The following is an 18,651-nucleotide window of genomic DNA, read 5'->3' as shown; positions in this document are numbered from 1 at the left end:
CATCTCAGACCATCATCATGACGGGGTTTTCGATCAGCTGCTTGAACGCACCGATCAGCTCGGCGCCGAGCGCACCGTCGATGGCACGGTGATCGCAGGACAAGGTCACGCTCATCATGTGCGCGATCTCGATCTTGCCGCCGCGCACGACGGGCCGCTCCTCGCTGGTGCCGACCGCGAGGATGGTGGCATGCGGCGGGTTGATCACGGCGGTGAAGTGGCTGATGCCGTACATGCCGAGGTTGGACACCGCGGTGGTGCCGCCCTGATACTCTTCCGGCTTCAATTTGCGGGAACGCGCGCGCGCGGCAAAATCCTTCATCTCGTTGGAGATGGTCGAGAGCGTCTTGGTCTCGGCCTTGCGGATGATCGGCGTGATCAGGCCGCCGGGCATCGCCACGGCGACGCCGACGTCGGAATGATGGTGCTTGACCATGCCGCTTTCGGTCCAACTGACGTTGCAGTTCGGGATTTTCTGCAGCGCCACCGCCATCGCCTTGATGACGAAGTCGTTGACCGAGATCTTGTAGAGCGGCTTCTTCTCCTTGTCCTTCGGCGCGGCGGCGTTGATCTCCTCGCGCGCGGCCATCAGCTTGCCGATGTCGCAGTCGATGGTGAGGAAGAAGTGCGGCACGTTCTGGATCGACGCGGTCAGGCGCTGCGCAATCGTGCGGCGCATGCCGTCATGCGGGACGATGTCGTAGGAGCCCGGCTCGAACAGCGACAGGATCTGCTTGTCCGACATGGTCGGCGCGATTGAGGGCGCGCCTGACGGCGCCGCGGCGGGCGCCTTGAGGCCCTTGCCGGACTTGGCCTGCTCGACGTCGCGGGCGACCACGCGGCCGTGCGGGCCGGTGCCGGTGACCATCGCGACATCGATGCCGGCATCCTTGGCCAGACGCCGCGCCAGCGGCGAGGAGAACACGCGGCCGCCATGACCGTTGGCCTGCGCAGCGGGAGCGGCGGCCTGCGGCGCCGGAGCCGCTGCGGGCGCCGGTGTAGCCTTGGGCGCAGCGGGAGCCGGTGCGGCAGCCGGAGCCGCGGGAGCCTCCGCAGCCTTCGGCGGCGCAGCCGACGCGCTGGGCTTGGCGGCGCCTGCGGCCTTCACGTCCTCGCCTTCGCCGGCGAGCACCGCGATCACGTCGTTGACCGGCACATCCTGCGTGCCCTCGGGCACCAGGATCTTGGCGATCGTGCCCTCGTCGATGGCCTCGACCTCCATGGTCGCCTTGTCGGTCTCGATCTCGGCGATGACGTCGCCGGATTTGACCTTGTCGCCTTCCTTCTTCAGCCATTTGGCGAGGTTGCCCTTCTCCATCGTCGGCGAGAGAGCGGGCATCAGGATGTTGATGGGCATGCTGACCTCAAGAAGAACTTTGCAAAAACGCCGCCTCCGACAGTGGAGACGAACAGACCAGGTTTAGTTGCCGATGTCGCCCTGCCACAGGCGCTCATTGGCAGGGACGGAACGCCAATTCTTCATCATGGTGATGGAACGGTCGTCGGCAAGATCGATCCAGGGGATACCGAACTTGTCGAGGATGTCCTTGGAGCCCTCGAAGGTGACGGACTCCCCGATCACCACCAGCTTGACCTTGAACAGCGCGAGCGCGCCGGCGCACATCGAGCAAGGGGACAGCGTGGTGTACATGACGGTGTCGTGGAACGTGATCGCGCCGGCCTCGCGCAGGCAGCTCATCTCGCCGTGCAGGATGACGTTGTTTTCCTGCACGCGGTTGTTGTGCCCGCGGGCGATGATCTTGTCGTCGCGCGTCAGCACCGCGCCGATCGGCAGGCCGCCCTGTGCGATCGAGGCTTCCGCCTCGCGGATCGCCTCGAGCATGAAATCGAAATGGTGGGCTTCGATCGCCACGGTCAGTGCCCCTTCCCGCGCGGCGTCGTGGTGCCGGTATCCGTGGGACGCTCGATCTCGGCCTGGAACATGTCGAGGATCCGGTTGAGCGCGTCCTCCTCGGTGTACTCGCTCTCGCGCGCATAGGCGCGCGCGGCGTGGCGGGCGAGATCGACGAGCAGGAGGCCCCACATGTCGGGCTCCTCGAAGGCTCGCTGGAACGCCATCGACAGCCCGCCGTCCAGCACGAACACGCGCAGGATCTCGACCGCGTCGTCGCGGGTCATGACGTCGGGCGGCAGTGGCTGCTCCTTCGGGCCCGCCATGGTCTACCTGTAGCAGACGGCTTTGGCGGCCTCGACGACTTCTGCCGCCGACGGCAGTGCAAGCTTCTCCAGGTTCGCGGCATAAGGCATCGGCACGTCCTTGCCGGAAACGCGCGCGACGGGCGCGTCCAGATAGTCGAAGGCGTTCTCCATGATCCGCGCGGCGATCTCGGCGCCGACGCCGCTCTGGGCCCAGCCCTCTTCCACCGTGACGGCACGGCCGGTCTTCTTGACGGAGTTGATGATGGTCTCGGTGTCCATCGGGCGCAGCGTGCGCAGGTCGATCACCTCGGCCTCGATGCCCTCCTTGGCGAGCTCGTCGGCGGCCTTGAGCGCATAGGTCATGCCGTTCGACCAGGAGATGATGCTGACGTGGCTGCCGGAGCGCACGATGCGGGCCTTGCCGATCGGGACGATGAAGTCGTCGAGCTTCGGCACTTCGCCGGTGTGGCCGTACAGCACCTCGTTCTCGAGGAAGATCACCGGATTGGGATCGCGGATCGCGGCCTTGAGCAGGCCCTTGTAGTCGGCGGCCGAGAACGGCGCGACGACCTTGAGACCCGGGACGTTGGAGTACCAGGCCGAATAGTCCTGGCTGTGCTGCGCGGCAACGCGCGCGGCGGCACCGTTCGGACCGCGGAACACGATCGAGCAGCCCATCTGGCCGCCGGACATGTAGAGCGTCTTGGCGGCGGAGTTGATGATCTGGTCGATCGCCTGCATGGCGAAGTTGAAGGTCATGAACTCGACGATCGGCTTCAGGCCGGTCATGGCGGCGCCGACGCCGACGCCGGCAAAGCCGTGCTCGGTGATCGGGGTGTCGATCACGCGCCGGGCGCCGAATTCCTGGAGCAACCCCTGAGTCACCTTGTAGGCGCCCTGATACTCGGCAACCTCTTCGCCCATCACGAAGACGTCGGGGTCACGGCGCATCTCTTCGGCCATGGCGTCGCGCAAGGCTTCGCGGATGGTCTGCGTCACCATCTCGGTGCCGGCGGGCACTTCCGGATCGGGCTCGGCGACGGCCTGCGGCGCGGGTGCGGCCTTCGGCGCGGGCGCCTCGGCCTTTGCAGCAGCAGGCGGAGCGGACTCGGCCGCCTTCGCGGCCGGTGCGGGCGCCTTCGCAAGATCGGCGGCGCTCTCGCCGTCGGCGAGAATGGTCGCGATCGGCGTGTTCACCGCGACGTCGGCGGTGCCCTCGGGGATCAGGATCTTGCCGAGCGTACCCTCGTCGGTCGCTTCGACCTCCATGGTCGCCTTGTCGGTCTCGATCTCGGCGATCACGTCACCCGACTTGATCTGCTCGCCCTCTTTCTTCAGCCACTTGGCGAGGTTGCCCTTTTCCATCGTGGGCGACAGCGCGGGCATCAGCACTTGAATTGGCATATCGACTCCAAAAGAAAGCTTGCGCGCGTTCAGCGGTAAACGTCAGTCCAGAGCTCGGCGGCATCCGGCTCGGGATCATGCTGGGCAAAGTCGGCGGATGCGTTGACGATGTCGCGCACCTCGGCGTCGATCGCCTTGAGGTCGGCCTCGCTGACCTTGGCCGCCAGCAGGCGATTGCGCACCTGCTCGATCGGGTCCTGGTCGTGGCGAACCTTCTCGACCTCCTCGCGCGTGCGATATTTCGCAGGGTCGGACATCGAGTGGCCGCGATAGCGGTAGGTCTGCATCTCCAGGATGAAGGGGCCCTTGCCGGCGCGGCACCAGGCCGCCGCCTCCTCGCCCGCCGCCTTGACGGCGCGGACGTCCATGCCGTCGACCTGCTTGCCCGGGATGTTGAAGGACACGCCGCGCTTGGAGAAATCCTGCTGGGCCGAGGCGCGCGAGACCGCGGTGCCCATGGCGTAGCGGTTGTTCTCGATGACGAAAATCACCGGCAGCTTCCAGAGCTCCGCCATGTTGAAGCTCTCATAGACCTGGCCCTGGTTGGCCGCGCCGTCGCCGAAATAGGTGACGCTGACATTGCCGTTGCCGCGATAGTGATTGGCGAAGGCAAGACCGGTGCCGAGCGAGACCTGGGCGCCGACGATGCCGTGGCCGCCGTAGAAGTGCTTCTCCTTGCTGAACATGTGCATGGAGCCGCCCTTGCCCTTGGAATAGCCGCCGCGGCGACCCGTGAGCTCGGCCATCACGCCGTTGGCTTCCATGCCGGTGGCCAGCATGTGGCCGTGATCGCGATAGCCGGTGATGACCTGATCGCCCTCCTTGAGGGCCATCTGCATGCCGACCACCACGGCCTCCTGGCCGATGTAGAGATGGCAGAAGCCGCCGATGGCGCCCATGCCGTAGAGCTGGCCGGCCTTTTCCTCGAACCGCCGGATCAGGAGCATCTCGCGGAGCGCCTTGAGCTCCTGCTCCTTGGTGAACTCCGGGGGCGAGCCGCCGTCGGTCTTGTCCTGTGCAGCGCCTGCGGCGGCTTTCTTGGGTGCGGCCATGGGAATTCCGGGTCAGAGAAAACTTCTGCCCTCTCTAACCCAAGTCAAACGCCCTTGGAAAGCACCGCGGCGACATGGCACGACTTTCATTATGCCGCACTGCAACGTGGTCGAAACTTTGCAAAACCTTTAGGCTCGATCAGGCAACTTTAGCTCACCCGCCAGCGACGCTGCCGTGCGCCGCCGACGCGACGAAATTCGGACACGTTTATCGATGGCTCCGAGCCTTCGCGCGCGGCCGAATCGCGGTGCCGCCTACCAGCCCAGCTCGCGCAAATACGCTGCACGGGCGGCAACGCCGGTATGGGTGAAGTCGCTGAAGACCCCGTCGACGCCAAGTCGGAAGAATTTGAGATATTCAAGGCTGGGATCGCCGCGATAGTCGGCCGCGAGATATTTCTTCTCGTTGCGGAACGTGAAGACGTGCACGAACAGGCCGAGCTTGTGCGCATCGGCGACGAGGCTGGTCGCCTCCTGCGTCATCGCCTCCGGCGTCGATCCCTTGTAGGGCGTGCCGTCGGCATTGCTGTCCTTCCACGGTGCGATCTTGAGTGGAACGATGTAGGCCTTCCAAGGACCGATGCCGTCGGCATAGGTCTTGATCTCGGCAAGCCCCTCCGGGGTCAGCATCGCATCGTAGAGGCGCCCATCGCCCGCAACCGTCCAGTCGAACGGACGCGAGCTCGTGATGTTGTTGAGCAGGACCTTGCCGGACTTGAAGTCGATGCCATTGCCGTCGATCAGCTGGACCTGCCGCGTCTGCAGGCCGTGGCTGCGCATATATTTCAGGCTGCCGGGCTCGAAGCTCTGAACGAGGATGGGAGCATCCTTGGTGTTGAGGCCATTGTCCCCGATGATCTTGATCAGGGCATCCTCGAGCGGGCGGCTGCCGGGAGCGCCGCAGCCATTGGCGATCGCCTGGGCGTTGTTCCAGGTCGGGTTCTTGGTTTCGGGGTAGACCAGGATGGACCGTCCGGTCTCCTTGCTCCTGGCCCTGGCGATATCGATGACGCCCTGGAAGCTGATGATCGGGAGCTTGCCGTTGAAGACCTTCGGCCGCTCGTTGGCGGCATCGTAGGTGGTGCCGCCGATCAGGGACTTCAGCTCGGCCATGGTGAAGTCGGTGATCGACCAGTCGTTGGTGTGGTCTTCGCCGTCCACGATCAATGACTTCAGCACCGATTTCGGATCCGAGGGATCGGTGAGATCCGTCAGGTAATCGGCAGGCGCGGTTGGCGACGCCGGCGCCTTGACGCGAACGCCTGGCACCGTGCGCTTGCGCGCGGCCACGGACGCGTTGGTCTTCGCCACTTCGGCAATATTGGTGTTGTCGCTCAGCCAGGGATTGTGGCGCACGACCAGGACGCAATCCTTGGTCAGGTGCAGATCCTCTTCGAGCGCGTCGGTCCCGACGGCGGCGGCGAGATCATAGGAGGCCTCGGTCTCCTCGGGCACCAGTCCCGGCAGGCCGCGATGTCCGAGGACCAGCGGCGCCTTTCCATCGACGGTCAGGAAGGGTTTTGCGCCCGATGGCGCCGCAGCGGTCTGCGCGAAAGCCATCGACAGCGGGAGCACCGCGGCACCGAGCAGCATCGCCCCAATATACATCGCCCGTCGTGAACGCGTGTCCCGCATCGCCAAGTCTCCGTCTTTGCCTGGCATCGCCTCGAACGCCAGCAGCGCCGGCCCCGAACGGGCGGCGCTGCCGTCTTGTCCCAAGACTCTGACAGATGGATGACGGCCGGGCGGACTTCCTCGTCCGCCCGATCACATCTTCGGTCAGAAGAAGCCGAGCTTCTTCGGGCTGTAGCTGACCAGGAGATTCTTCGTCTGCTGGTAGTGATCGAGCATCATCTTGTGGGTCTCGCGGCCGACGCCCGATTGCTTGTAGCCGCCGAAGGCCGCATGAGCGGGATAGGCGTGGTAGCAGTTGGTCCAGACCCGGCCGGCCTGGATCGCCCGGCCGAAGCGGTAGCAGCGGTTGGCATCGCGGCTCCAGACACCGGCGCCCAGGCCATAGAGCGTATCGTTGGCAATCGCGAGCGCCTCTTCATCGGTCTTGAAGGTCGTGACCGACACCACGGGGCCAAAAATCTCCTCCTGGAAGATGCGCATCTTGTTGTGGCCCTCGAACACCGTCGGCTGGACGTAGAAGCCGCTGGCGAGATCGCCGCCGAGCTCGGCACGTCCGCCGCCGGCCAGCACCTTCGCCCCCTCCTGCTTGCCGATGTCGATATAGGAGAGGATCTTTGCGAGCTGCTCGCTGGAGGCCTGCGCGCCGATCATGGTGTCGGCCACGCGCGGATCGCCCTGCTTGATGGCGGCGACGCGCTTCAGCGCCCGTTCCATGAAGCGGTCGTAGATGTCGGCGTGGACCAGCGCCCGGCTCGGACAGGTGCAGACCTCGCCCTGATTCAGCGCGAACATGACGAAGCCCTCGATCGCCTTGTCGAAGAAATCGTCGTCTTCCGCGGTGACGTCCTTGAAGAAGATGTTGGGCGACTTGCCGCCGAGCTCCAGCGTGACCGGGATGAGGTTCTGGCTGGCATATTGCATGATCAGTCGGCCCGTCGAGGTTTCGCCGGTGAAGGCGATCTTGGCGATGCGCGGGCTGGACGCGAGCGGCTTGCCGGCCTCGAGGCCAAAGCCGTTGACGATGTTGAGCACGCCCGGCGGCAGCAGGTCACCGATGATCTCGGCCCAGACCATGATCGAGGCCGGGGTCTGCTCGGCGGGCTTGAGCACGACGCAATTGCCGGCGGCCAGCGCAGGCGCAAGCTTCCAGCACGCCATCAGCAGCGGGAAGTTCCAGGGAATGATCTGGCCGACCACGCCGAGCGGCTCGTGGAAATGATAGGCGATGGTGTCGTCGTCGATCTCGCCGATCGAGCCTTCCTGGGCGCGCACCACGCCGGCGAAATAACGGAAATGGTCGATGGCGAGCGGCAAATCGGCGGCGCGGGTCTCGCGGATCGGCTTGCCGTTGTCCCAAGTCTCCGCGATCGCAAGGCGCTCGAGATTCTCCTCCATGCGATCGGCGATCCTGTTGAGGACCGCGGCGCGCTCGGCGACGCTGGTGCGGCCCCAGGCGCCCTTGGCGGCATGCGCCGCGTCGAGGGCGGCTTCGACGTCCTGCGCGTCGGAGCGCGCGATCTTGCAGACGATCTGGCCGTTCACCGGCGAGGCGTTGTCGAAATACTTGCCGGACTTCGGCGCGACAAACTTGCCGCCGATGAAATTGTCGTAGCGTTCGGCGAAGGGGTTTTGGGTGACGCCGAGGAATTCCACCTTGTTCATAGCTCACTCCCGATGTTGCTGTTTGCGCGATCCGCCGTGTGTTCACGACTTGCGCAAACGATGATGCGGGAGGCGATTTCTGTCAGCCCGGGCGGAAGCGATGGCTGAGCGGACCTGTCGCAGTTCTGCGACACTCATGCGCGAGGCAAGTGCGAGATGGAGCGCTCATGGCATCCGCATCGTCATTGCGAGCGCAGCGAAGCAATCCAGAGACCCTCCACGGAGGGATGCTGGATTGCTTCGTCGCTTCGCTCCTCGCAATGACGGATGGGAAGCAGCGGCCCTAATGCTTGATATCGAACCGCTTCAGCTTCCTGTGGAGCGTGGCGCGGCTGACGCCGAGGGCCTTGGCAGCGGCCGACACGTTGCCGCCGGCGCGGAGCAGCGCCCGTTGCAGCACCGCGCGCTGGCCGCCGGCAAGGTGGTCGTGCGCGGGTTCGCCGCCGAGCAGATCGGCCGCGGGCACCGGTTGTAACGGGCGGCCGGGCGCGATCCCAAGTCCAATGCCAAGTCCCGCCCGTGCGGTGCGGGTCGCGCCGATCACGAGATCGTCCGCATCGACCGCGACGAGGCCGATGGACTGGCCGTCCGCACCCGCCGTCAGCACGATGCGCGCATGCGCGAAGGCGCGGCGGAACAGATCGGCCTCGATGCGCCTGGCCGCCTCCCCCGCCGCCAGCGCGATCAGGCTGGCAAACGCATCGGTCCTATCGGCACGGCAGGAGGAGACGTCGAGCACACCGGCAAAGGCCGCCTCGTGATCGTAGATCGGAACGGCGGTGCAGCTCAGAAGCGTGTTGCGCGTGAAGAAGTGCTGGTCGCGGTCGATCGTCAGCGGCCGCTGCTCGACGACGCAGGTGCCGATGCCGTTGGTGCCCTCGTGCTCCTCGCTCCAGAGCGCGCCGGTCCACAGGCCCCAGGACTGGAACGTCGTATCATCCGCGGGCGTGCCGCGGCGATCGACGGGAACCCCCTCGCCGTCGGCCAGCAGCACACAGCAGCCGGCAGCGCCGACGGCCTGATAGAGCCGGTCCATGGCGCCTTGCGCGGCGGCCAGCAGCGGCGCGATGCGCTCGCGCGCCGTGCGGAGTTCCACCTCCGTCAGCCGCTGCGGCAGGCCGCGGCCGGAGGGGTCGAGATGATGCAATCGGGAGGAACGGCGCCAGGAGGCCACGAGCGCGGACCGAGCCGCCTGGCCTGATGCGATGGCGGCCTCGACACGGGCCGCGTGATGCTGGGGCGTTGACCCATTCATCACCGTTTCCTCCGGGTGGCAATCTAGGGCGTGCCGGCGCGGCCGGATTGATCTCCGTCAAGCTCGGGACCGCGCATCGCAACAGCCATGCCCTTGTCCGCTCCGCCCCGTCAAGGTGGCGGTCCTGCAACTTTCGGTGTGCGTAAGGACGGCCCGCGAAGGCGCTAGTTCTGGGGAATCATCCGGACGAGATCGTGCGGATTGACATAGTCGAGCTGGAAGCGCGCCCGCTCGTCCAGCATGTCGGGGTCGATCCTCTGGGAGCGCAGCAGCGACACGCGCTGCTCGCTCTTGGCGCGCTCGCGCTTGAGCTGCGCCAGCTCGCTCGTCAACGAGATGATCTCCTGGTCGAGTTCCTGGCGCGCGTTGAGGCCGTACTTGCCGGTATAGGCGTTGACGCCGAAATAGCCGACGATGGCGGCCGCCATCGCGTAGAGGGCAAGGCCGGTCAGGATGGATTTCAGGCGTGCGCGGGAGACCATCTTGGGAAGATGGGGCAGCTTGGTTAAGGGAGTGCTAATTCGCGCACCCACCAGTCGTCATGCCCGGGCTTGTCCCGGGCATCCACGTTCTTGTCGCCACTAGCTAAGACGTGGATGGCCGGGACAAGCCCGGCCATGACGGAGAGAGGGAGCGATCAGCCGTGGTGCTTGGCCACGTGCGCCGCGAAGGCGTCGATGTAGGCCTGGAGCACGGGCTTGAGCGACTCCTTGGTGAGGTTACCCTCGGCATCGAAGGCGTCGCCGACGGCGTTCAGGTAGATCTCGGGCTGCTGCATGATCGGGCCGGCAATGCCGGGCAGGATGTTCTGCAGCGTCTTGGCGGCGCTGACGCCACCGAGCGGGCCCGGCGAGTTCGAGACGATGCCGACCGGCTTGCCGTTGAACGAGCTCTTGCCGTAGGGGCGCGAGGCGACGTCGATGGCGTTCTTCAGCACGCCCGGGATGGCGCGGTTGTATTCGGGGGTCACGAAGATGACGCCGTCGGACTTCTGCAGCTTGTCGCGGAACGCCAGCCAGTCGGCGGGCGGCGCGCCCTCGAGGTCCTGGTTGAAGAAGGAGATGCCCGCCGGCGTGACGACCTCGAGCTTGAGCGAGGCCGGCGCGAGCTTGGTGAGCGCGTTGGCGATCTTCAGCGAAAAGCTGTCCTTGCGCAGGCTGCCGGCGATAACGACGATGTTGTAGGCCATGGAATGTCCTCGAGGGCTAGAGCGGGAGTGCCGGGCGGCACTTAATCGATCTGCCGCAATGGATGCAAGTGCATGAACCGGCGCGATTTGGAAACGCTGAGTTTCGCGAAAGTGGTCATTGAGGCCCAGCGTAGCCCGGATCGAGCGAAGCGTAATCCGGGACCGATCGAGCCGGATGCAGCGGCCCCGGATGGCGCGGAGCCTGTCATCGGCGGGCGCCTTGCGCCGACCCGTCGGCTCCCTCCGGGCCTCGAAAACCGCTAACCGCCGCGCCTGTCCACCCTTGCAGACTAGCCCTGTTTTGCCCGACGGCGCAATTTTCATTCGGTTTTAGCGAAGCACTGAAATCGCTCGCGATTTCTACTGTGCATGAGGTTGTTTTCGACATTTTATTCGAACAGGAGGTTCCGCTCCAAAACAATCAGGCCGCCAAGAGGCGGCCTGACGTTCGCGCAACTTCGTGGTTCGGATCAGATCGTCGGATTCCACGCCGACGGGATCAGGCGGTACTTGGCACCGTCCTTCTCGACGTGACCGACCGAGGGGAAGGTGAAGTGGAAGCCGATCACGGTGGCCTTCTCGGCCGCCGCCATGTCGTAGAACTTGTGGCGCGTCGCCTGCGCCATGGCGGCGTCGGCGTCGAACATCACGTGCCAGTCCGGATTGCGCAGGAAGAATTCCGGAATGTTGGTGACGTCGGACTGGATCAGCACCTTCGCATCGCCCGAGGCGACCGCGAACGAGGTGTGGCCCGGCGTATGGCCCGGCGTCGCGATCGAGGTGATCCCGGGCGCGACCTCCTTGCCCCATTCGTATTTCGTGACCTTGGACTCCAGGCCCGCGAAGGTCTTCTTCACGTTGGAGAAGTAGTTCTTCATCATCGGGTTGGACTCGGCCTTGGCCGTGTTGTCCTCGCTGGTCCAGAACTCCCAGTCCTTGCCCGGCACCATGATCTCCGCGTTCGGGAACGCGAGCGCGCCGTCGGCAAGGCGGATGCCGTTGGTGTGATCAGGGTGCAGATGCGACAGCAGCACCACGTCGATGCTCTTGGGATCGACGCCGGCGGCCTGGAGATTTTGCAGCGTGCGGCCGACCGCGCCCTTGCTGGGCTCGAGATTGGCGACGCCGTTGCCGGTGTCGATCAGCACCAGCTTGGAGCCGGTGTTGATGAGCTGCGGATTGAACGGCACCGTGACCATGCCCTTGGGCATGTAGGCGGCCTCGCCGGCGGCCGCGGCTTCTTCCTTAGGCGCGTTGACGACGAACTTGTCGGGCATCGGGAAGGTGCGCGCACCGTCATTGATCGAGGTGCACTCGAGGCTGCCGACCTTGTAGCGGTAGAAGCCCGGCGCCTGCGTGCCGACTTGCGGCACTGCGGCATTGGCGATGGTCGGGCGAAGCCCGGTGGCGGCGGCCGCGCCGATGGCGGCGGCGCCTGCGAGCAGATGACGGCGATTGAGATCAGTCATGGAGAGGTCCCCTTCTGAGCGCCTTGCGGTTTTTCCGCTTTCAAAGGCGGCGGAATAATCTCCCGCTTCGCTCAGAAGGCAAGACCTTCTTTCGGTGACGTGCCGCAGCACATCACGATTATTTATTTGGGTTGATGAGGAATTTTTCGCCGGTGGCGCGTTTGGCGTAGACCGCGACGTTGGCGGGATCGAGTGCCTCGGACAGCGACACCACCTTGGTGTAGTGGCTGGCGAAGGTGGTCTTCAGCTCGCTCACGACGCGCTGGCGCAGCCGCCCGATATCGGCAGGCCCGATCTTCTGGAGGAACGGGGTCAGGAGCCAGCCGCCGACGCCCCAGGCCATGCCGAAGCCGCGCGGCAGCTCGATCGGACGGACGTCGAGCGCGCCGTAGACATAGACCTGCTTGTGCACGCTGGAGCCGTAACGGCTGTACTCCTTGGCGGTCTTGTTGATCGCGACTTCCATGCAATTGAGGATGTCGCCGGCAAGCTTGCCGCCACCGATGGCGTCGAAGGCGATCGTGGCGCCGGTCTCGACCAGCGCATTGGTCAGATCGTCGAGGAAGCTCGGCACGCTGGAATCGACGACGTGTTTGGCGCCGATCTTCTTCAGGATCTCCGCCTGCTCCTTGCTGCGCACGATGTTGACCAGCGGGATGCCGTCGGCGAGGCAGATCTTGTTGAGCATCTGGCCGAGATTGGAGGCGGCCGCGGTGTGCACCAGGGCCTTGTGCCCTTCCCGCCGCATGGTCTCGGTCATGCCGAGCGCGGTGAGCGGGTTCACGAACCAGGATGCGCCCTCCGCCGCCGTGGTGCCCTCGGGCAGCGGCTGGCAATCCCTGACCTTCATCGTCCGGTACTGCGAATACATGGCGCCGCCGATCATCGCGACCGTCTTGCCCATCAGCGCCTTCGCGGCATCCGAGGAGCCGGCCTTGACGACGACGCCGGCGCCTTCATTGCCGACCGGCAGCGACTGGTCGAGCCGGGCGCCCATCGCACGCATCGCGCCTTGCGGCACGGTCGCCGTGATGATTGGCGCCGCTTTCGTGCCGGACGCCTTGGCCGTGCTCATGTCGGCCGCGCCGACGAGCAGTCCGAGGTCGGACGGGTTGATCGGCGCCGCCTCAACGCGGACGACGACCTCGTCCGCGGCAGGCTCGGGGGTCGGCACGTCGACGAGCGAGATCTCCAGCTCGCCGCTCTTCTTGATCAGCGAACGCAGTTGCAGGCCGGTATTGCCGTCGCTCATGTCGATCCTCCCCTGTGTTTGTCGAGGCGCCGGCTTATGCCAGCGCCTTCAGTGCCGCCTTGCCGCCATAGAGCGCCTGCTTGCCGAGCTGCTGCTCGATGCGCAGGAGCTGATTGTATTTGGCGGTGCGATCCGAACGCGCAAGGGAGCCGGTCTTGATCTGACCGCAGTTCGTGGCCACCGCGAGGTCGGCAATGGTGGAATCCTCGGTCTCGCCCGAACGGTGCGACATGACGGAGGTGTAGCCGGCCTTGTGCGCCATCTCGACGGCGGCAAGCGTCTCGGTCAGCGTGCCGATCTGGTTGACCTTGATCAGGATCGAGTTGGCGCGGCCGGTCTTGATGCCTTCGGCGAGGCGCTTGACGTTGGTGACGAACAGATCGTCGCCGACGAGCTGGCACTTCTTGCCGATGAGGTCGGTCAGCTCCTTCCAGCCGTCCATGTCGTCTTCCGACATGCCGTCCTCGATGGTGACGATCGGATAGCGCGAGACGAGGTCGGCGAGATACTTGGCCTGCTCGGAGATCGAGCGGGTCTTGCCCTCGCCTTCATAGACGTACTTGCCGCCCTTGAAGAACTCGGTCGAGGCGCAGTCGAGGCCGAGCACGATGTCGGAGCCCGCCTTGAAACCGGCCTTGCCGATCGCGTTCATGACGAATTCGAGCGCGGCATCCGCCGACGGCAGGTTCGGGGCGAATCCGCCCTCGTCGCCGACATTGGTGTTGTGGCCGGCCTTCTTCAGCTCCGACTTCAGCGTGTGGAAGACCTCGGCGCCGTAGCGCAGGCCCTCGGCGAAGGAGGACGCGCCGACGGGCAGGATCATGAATTCCTGGAAGTCGATCGGGTTGTCGGCATGCACGCCGCCATTGATGATGTTCATCATCGGCACCGGCAGCAGGCGCGCGGAGGTGCCGCCGACATAGCGGTAGAGCGGCATGTCGAGCGAGTTGGCGGCCGCCTTGGCGCAGGCCAGCGAGACGCCGAGGATGGCGTTGGCGCCGAGGCGGCTCTTGTTCGGCGTGCCGTCGAGATCGATCATGATCTGGTCGATCTGGGCCTGCTGCTCGACATCGAGGCCGCTCAGGGACTCGAAGATCTCGCCGTTGACGGCGCCGACCGCCTTGGTGACGCCCTTGCCGAGATAGCGGGGCTTGTCGCCGTCGCGCAGTTCCACGGCCTCATGGGCCCCCGTCGAGGCGCCGGAGGGCACCGCGGCGCGGCCGAGCGCACCATCTTCCAGCACGACGTCGACCTCGACGGTGGGATTGCCGCGGCTGTCGAGGATTTCGCGTCCGATGATGTCGATGATGGCGGTCATGGGGGGCCTCTTTTCGGGAAACAAAGGGGGCAGTTGGCGGTGCTTCTACCGCAATGCATCGAAGCGGAAAAGGCCGGGTGACGTTCCCCGCATGATTGGCTAAGAGGGCGCCACGGAGGCGGACCGATGTCGAAAAAACCCAGCAAATCGAACAACTCACCAGCCAAGTCAGCGTCTTTGCAGCTCGGCCGCGCCGTGGAATGGCCGGATGCGCCCGAAAAGGCCAGGCTCGACCGCGTGCCCAATCCGCAAGCAGGCACCGATTATCTGGTCCGTTTCACCGTGCCGGAATTCACCTCGCTCTGCCCGGTGACGGGCCAGCCCGATTTCGCGCATCTGATGATTGACTACGCGCCCGGCCAATGGCTGCTGGAGTCGAAGTCGCTGAAACTCTACATCGCGAGCTTCCGCAATCACGGCGCCTTCCACGAGGACTGCACCGTCATGATCGGCAAGCGCATTGCCTCGGAGATCAAGCCGAAATGGCTGCGCATCGGCGGTTACTGGTATCCGCGCGGCGGCATCCCGATCGACGTGTTCTGGCAGACCGGCCGTGTGCCGAAGGGACTCTGGGTGCCGGAGCAAGGCGTCGCGCCCTATCGCGGGCGAGGCTAGTCACAAGGAGAACAAGAACAATGAAATCGACGTCAGCAAACTTCCGTAACCTTGCCCTAGGCGTTCTGGGCGCGCTGTGGCTCACCGGCGCGGCCGACGCTGCCGAGGTCCGGGTCATGATCTCCGGCGGCCTGACGGCGGCCTACAAGGCCCTTGTACCGGAATTCGAGAAGGCGACCGGCAACAAGGTGCTGACGGAATATGGCCCGTCGATGGGAACGACCGCGAATGCGATCCCGGTGAGGCTCGAACGGGGCGAGCCCGCCGACGTCCTGATCATGGTCGGCTATGCCCTCAACGACCTCGCGAGCAAGGGCAAGGTCGTCGCCGGCAGCCAGGTCGACCTGACAAAGTCGCCGATCGGCGTCGCCGTGAAATCGGGCGCGCCGAAGCCGGACATCAGTTCGGTGGATGCGGTCAAGCGCGCGCTGCTGGCAGCGAAGACGATCGCCTATTCCGACAGCGCCAGCGGCGTCTACGTCTCGACCGAGATGTTCGACAAGCTCGGCATTGCGGACGTCATGAAGGACAAGGCGCGCAAGATTCCGGCAACGCCGGTCGGCGAGATCGTCGCGCATGGCGAGGCCGAGCTCGGCTTCCAGCAGATCAGCGAGTTGAAGCCCGTGAAGGGCATCGACATTGTAGGTCCCCTGCCGAACGAATTGCAGAAGATCACGATCTTCTCGGCGGGAATCGCGACCGCTTCGAAGGAGCCCGAGGCAGGCCGTGCCTTGATCAAGTTCCTGGCCTCCCCGGCGGCCCGCGAAGCGATCATCGCAAGCGGCATGGAGCCGATCCCGGCCGCCGGCGCAAACTAAGGCGAGCCTGACTCCTGCTCGTGTCCCGGATGCGGTGCAGCGTGCAACGCTGCTCCGCAGAGCCGGGACCCAGCGCGACGAATTTCTGGCCCCCATAGCCGACCGATGTTCGCGTTCGCCGATAGTATGTCCAGCCCAGTCCAGGAGCGCTTAACGATGCTCACTGTCTATGGCGAAGGTCGTGGCTTCCGTGTTGTCTGGCTGCTTGCGGAACTAGGGTTGGCTTATCGGCTGCGCCCGGTCGATCTGTTCGCAGTCGAGAATGATCGCGATTTCCTCGCGATCAACCCCGGCGGTTTCATTCCCGCGCTGCAGGACGGCGAGACGATCATGGTCGAATCGATCGCGATCCTTGAATACCTGCTCGCCCGCCACGACTCAGGTTCGCTTGCCGTCGCCCCGGGCGATCCCGCCTTCGCCTCCTATCTGCAATTTCTCCACTTGGGCGAGGCCGGGCTCGCCGGGCCGATGAACGCCGTCCTTGTCGGTCGCCAACTGGCGCCCGAAGCCGAGCGAAATGCCCGCGTTACCTGCTGGGCGCTCGAGACCTTCGAGAGTCGGCTGGGGTTGGTTATCCGCCGCCTCGCGGATCACCCCTATCTCGCCGGCGACCGATTCACCGCTGCCGATATCTCGGTGAGCTACGCCCTCCTGCTCGGCCTGCGAACTGGCAACTACGTCCCCGGCTCTACCGAGCGGGACTATCTCGCTCGCACGACGGCACGCCCTGCCTATGCCCGAGCGATGGAAAGCTGCCAAGGCACCAAGGCTTGGGCGGCGCGATCACCGGGATTGTAGGGCTCGCTTCCTCGGGGCGGCCAGCCGTCTGATTGAGTAGGTGCAAAAGTATCCTTACGGGCGTCCGAGTGACGCGCGATCTGCCCAACAAGCTTGCGAGTCCAAGGGCTAATAGGCGCTGAGCAGATCCACCTTGGCATTCGCCGCGACCAGCCGCCGCGCCAGGATCGCGGCGAGGTTGCGCATGATCTTCAGCGACGTCTCGGGATGCAGGCGGCGGTAGTCGGCAAAGCTGTCGAGCGGCAGTTCGAGGCAGGTGACCGGCGTATCGGCGAGAACGTCGGCGCTGCGGCTCTGCTCCAGGATCGCCATCTCGCCGAACTCCATGCCGGGGCCGAGCGAGGCCAGCCGCACGCCGCTGCGCAGCTTCACGCTGACCATCCCGCTCTGGAGAAAGAACAGCGAATTGGCGGGCTCGCCGGCGGCGATGATGCGCTGGCCGGCCGCGTAGTGCCGCGTGGTCGAGAGCTTGACGATCGCGGCGATCTCCTCCGCGTCGAGCTCGGCAAGCAGTGCCTGCTCGCCGAGCTGCGCGTTCTCCTTGATGTCGGTGAAGCCGCCGAACCGGTAGATCACCTGATCCTCGGCCCATTCGATGGCATCGTCGAGCAGCGCGAAACGGCGCAGTCGGCGCGGCTCGGCCGTGCGCGCAGCGATCACGCTCCACACCGCGGAGGCCTCCTCGAACCCTGACAAAATGGCGGTGACGCCGGCATTGCCAAGCGCGGTCAGCGTCTCACCGAGCAGCTCCGCGCCGGCGGCGGTGATGTCGGGCACACGACGGAAATCGATGATCAGGAGCGGTGCGTTCGGCGGCTCGGTGGTGAGCCTTCGCGTGACGTAGTCGATGGTGCCGAAATTCATCGCACCGACCAGTTCGAGCACGCGGATGTCGCTATGGCGCTCGTCGAGGATCTGCTGCTCGTGCGGCTGGCGGCTGCGTCGCGAGGAGATGCCGTAGACGTCGTAATCCGCCATGATGCTGGTTCGGACATCCGCGTTGCGGTTGAGCATATGCAGGTCGAACCGCGCCGACAACGCCTCGCAAACCTTGAGGCCGCGCACGCTGTTGAAATGGTTGTCGAGCAGCGGCGAGAAGGTGCCGAGCCCGAGCTGCGAAGGCAGCGCCGCGACGATGCCGCCGCCGACGCCGCTCTTGGCGGGGATGCCGACGCGATAGGTCCACTCGCCGGCATAATCGTACATGCCCGAGCTCGTCATCACCGACAGCGTGCGCGCGACGATGTGCGGCGTGATCACCTGAACGCCCGTGACCGGATTGATGCCGCGATTGGCGAGCGTTGCCGCCATCACCGCGAGATCGCGGGCGGTAACCAGGATCGCGCATTGGCGGAAATAGACGTCGAGCACCGCGTCGACGTCGTCGGGCAGCACGGCGTAATTCCGCAGCAGCCAGGCGATCGCGCGGTTGCGGTTGCCGGTCGCGGTTTCCGAGGCGTGCACGGCCTCGTCCACGCCGAGCTCGCGGCCGGCAAACTGGCTGAGCTTTGAGCGGACACGCTCGAAGGCGCCCTTCCCCTCTACCTCGTAGATCAGGCCCGAGCAGGCGATCGCGCCGGCATTGACCATGGGATTGAAAGGCCGGTTGTCGTTGGTGAGGCGGATCGAATTGAACGCCTCGCCGCTCGGCTCGACGCCGATGGTGGCCGCGACACGCGGCTCGCCGACCATCTCCAGCGCCAGCGCGAACACGAAAGCCTTCGACACCGATTGGATCGTGAACGGGACGTCGCTGTCGCCAACCTCGTAAACGTGACCGTCGATGGTGACGAGCGCGATACCGAAATGATCGGGATTGGCGCGCTTCAACTCGGGGATGTAGTCGGCCAGCTCGCCGGAATTGTCGGTGCGGAATTCGGCGTGGCAATCCGTCAGGAAACGACGCAGCGGTGGCCTGGTAGGATATCCGGTCGGGCGGGGCGTGCTGGCTGCGCTGGCGGAACGGCTGGTCTGGGCGTCCACGATCTCACACCTCGATTTGCCCAAAATCGAAGCAATTCGCG

The 18,651-nt window shown here is 65.3% G+C and carries 17 protein-coding genes; 3 read left to right on the top strand and 14 right to left on the bottom strand.

From position 1 onward, the window contains the following. Nucleotides 1-4 precede the first annotated feature (4 nt). The 13 genes from JQ617_RS05820 to eno all read right to left on the bottom strand — a co-directional run bounded on the left by JQ617_RS05820 (nt 5) and on the right by eno (nt 14,396). Nucleotides 5-1,357 carry a pyruvate dehydrogenase complex dihydrolipoamide acetyltransferase gene (locus tag JQ617_RS05820; RefSeq protein ID WP_212025078.1) on the bottom strand — a complete coding sequence of 451 codons (1,353 nt, stop codon included), beginning with the start codon at nt 1,355-1,357 and terminating at the stop codon, nt 5-7. A 63-nt stretch (nt 1,358-1,420) separates the two neighbouring features. Continuing rightward, complete coding sequence (locus tag JQ617_RS05815) at nt 1,421-1,873, bottom strand: nucleoside deaminase (protein ID WP_212025077.1); 453 nt, start codon at nt 1,871-1,873, stop codon at nt 1,421-1,423. 2 nt (nt 1,874-1,875) lie between these two features. Continuing rightward, nucleotides 1,876-2,178 carry a DUF5076 domain-containing protein gene (locus JQ617_RS05810; RefSeq protein WP_008547332.1) on the bottom strand — a complete coding sequence of 101 codons (303 nt, stop codon included), beginning with the start codon at nt 2,176-2,178 and terminating at the stop codon, nt 1,876-1,878. Nucleotides 2,179-2,181: 3 nt separating this feature from the next. After that, nucleotides 2,182-3,564, bottom strand: a complete 1,383-nt coding sequence (locus tag JQ617_RS05805) for a pyruvate dehydrogenase complex E1 component subunit beta (RefSeq protein ID WP_212025075.1) — start codon at nt 3,562-3,564, stop codon at nt 2,182-2,184. 29 nt (nt 3,565-3,593) lie between these two features. After that, nucleotides 3,594-4,616, bottom strand: coding sequence for a pyruvate dehydrogenase (acetyl-transferring) E1 component subunit alpha (gene pdhA / locus JQ617_RS05800; protein WP_212025073.1), 1,023 nt, complete (start codon nt 4,614-4,616; stop codon nt 3,594-3,596). A 255-nt stretch (nt 4,617-4,871) separates the two neighbouring features. Further along, nucleotides 4,872-6,251 carry a glycerophosphodiester phosphodiesterase family protein gene (locus JQ617_RS05795; RefSeq protein WP_249156654.1) on the bottom strand — a complete coding sequence of 460 codons (1,380 nt, stop codon included), beginning with the start codon at nt 6,249-6,251 and terminating at the stop codon, nt 4,872-4,874. Between the two features lie 144 nt (nt 6,252-6,395). Beyond that, nucleotides 6,396-7,913 (bottom strand): aldehyde dehydrogenase, encoded by a 1,518-nt coding sequence (gene adh / locus JQ617_RS05790; protein ID WP_212025071.1) that lies wholly within the window; start codon nt 7,911-7,913, stop codon nt 6,396-6,398. Nucleotides 7,914-8,196: 283 nt separating this feature from the next. After that, on the bottom strand, nt 8,197-9,168 hold the full coding sequence (locus JQ617_RS05785) for a helix-turn-helix domain-containing protein (RefSeq protein WP_212025069.1): 972 nt from the start codon (nt 9,166-9,168) through the stop codon (nt 8,197-8,199). 164 nt (nt 9,169-9,332) lie between these two features. Then, on the bottom strand, nt 9,333-9,650 hold the full coding sequence (locus JQ617_RS05780) for an FtsB family cell division protein (RefSeq protein WP_063683284.1): 318 nt from the start codon (nt 9,648-9,650) through the stop codon (nt 9,333-9,335). Nucleotides 9,651-9,805: 155 nt separating this feature from the next. Further along, nucleotides 9,806-10,357 carry an NADPH-dependent FMN reductase gene (locus JQ617_RS05775; protein WP_212025067.1) on the bottom strand — a complete coding sequence of 184 codons (552 nt, stop codon included), beginning with the start codon at nt 10,355-10,357 and terminating at the stop codon, nt 9,806-9,808. Between the two features lie 470 nt (nt 10,358-10,827). Then, nucleotides 10,828-11,826, bottom strand: a complete 999-nt coding sequence (locus JQ617_RS05770) for an MBL fold metallo-hydrolase (protein ID WP_212025065.1) — start codon at nt 11,824-11,826, stop codon at nt 10,828-10,830. A 118-nt stretch (nt 11,827-11,944) separates the two neighbouring features. Next, a complete protein-coding gene (locus JQ617_RS05765) occupies nt 11,945-13,078 on the bottom strand; it encodes a zinc-binding dehydrogenase (protein ID WP_212025063.1) in 1,134 nt (377 codons plus the stop codon). Between the two features lie 34 nt (nt 13,079-13,112). Then, nucleotides 13,113-14,396, bottom strand: coding sequence for a phosphopyruvate hydratase (gene eno, locus JQ617_RS05760; RefSeq protein ID WP_212025061.1), 1,284 nt, complete (start codon nt 14,394-14,396; stop codon nt 13,113-13,115). A gap of 126 nt (nt 14,397-14,522) precedes the next feature. Here eno and queF point away from each other — a divergent pair, with 126 nt between their 5' ends. The 3 genes from queF to JQ617_RS05745 all read left to right on the top strand — a co-directional run bounded on the left by queF (nt 14,523) and on the right by JQ617_RS05745 (nt 16,627). Continuing rightward, on the top strand, nt 14,523-15,011 hold the full coding sequence (gene queF / locus JQ617_RS05755; RefSeq protein WP_063683279.1) for a preQ(1) synthase: 489 nt from the start codon (nt 14,523-14,525) through the stop codon (nt 15,009-15,011). Between the two features lie 20 nt (nt 15,012-15,031). Then, a complete protein-coding gene (locus tag JQ617_RS05750) occupies nt 15,032-15,829 on the top strand; it encodes a substrate-binding domain-containing protein (RefSeq protein ID WP_212025059.1) in 798 nt (265 codons plus the stop codon). 156 nt (nt 15,830-15,985) lie between these two features. Beyond that, complete coding sequence (locus tag JQ617_RS05745; RefSeq protein WP_212025057.1) at nt 15,986-16,627, top strand: glutathione S-transferase family protein; 642 nt, start codon at nt 15,986-15,988, stop codon at nt 16,625-16,627. 108 nt (nt 16,628-16,735) lie between these two features. Here JQ617_RS05745 and glsA read toward each other — a convergent pair whose 3' ends face one another. Beyond that, entirely contained in the window at nt 16,736-18,610 is a 1,875-nt protein-coding gene (gene glsA, locus JQ617_RS05740; RefSeq protein ID WP_212025055.1) for a glutaminase A, read from the bottom strand. Nucleotides 18,611-18,651: the final 41 nt, after the last annotated feature.

The organism is Bradyrhizobium sp. KB893862 SZCCT0404 (assembly GCF_018130885.1).
GTDB lineage: Bacteria > Pseudomonadota > Alphaproteobacteria > Rhizobiales > Xanthobacteraceae > Bradyrhizobium > Bradyrhizobium stylosanthis.
This window is presented reverse-complemented; position numbering and strand designations above follow the sequence as displayed.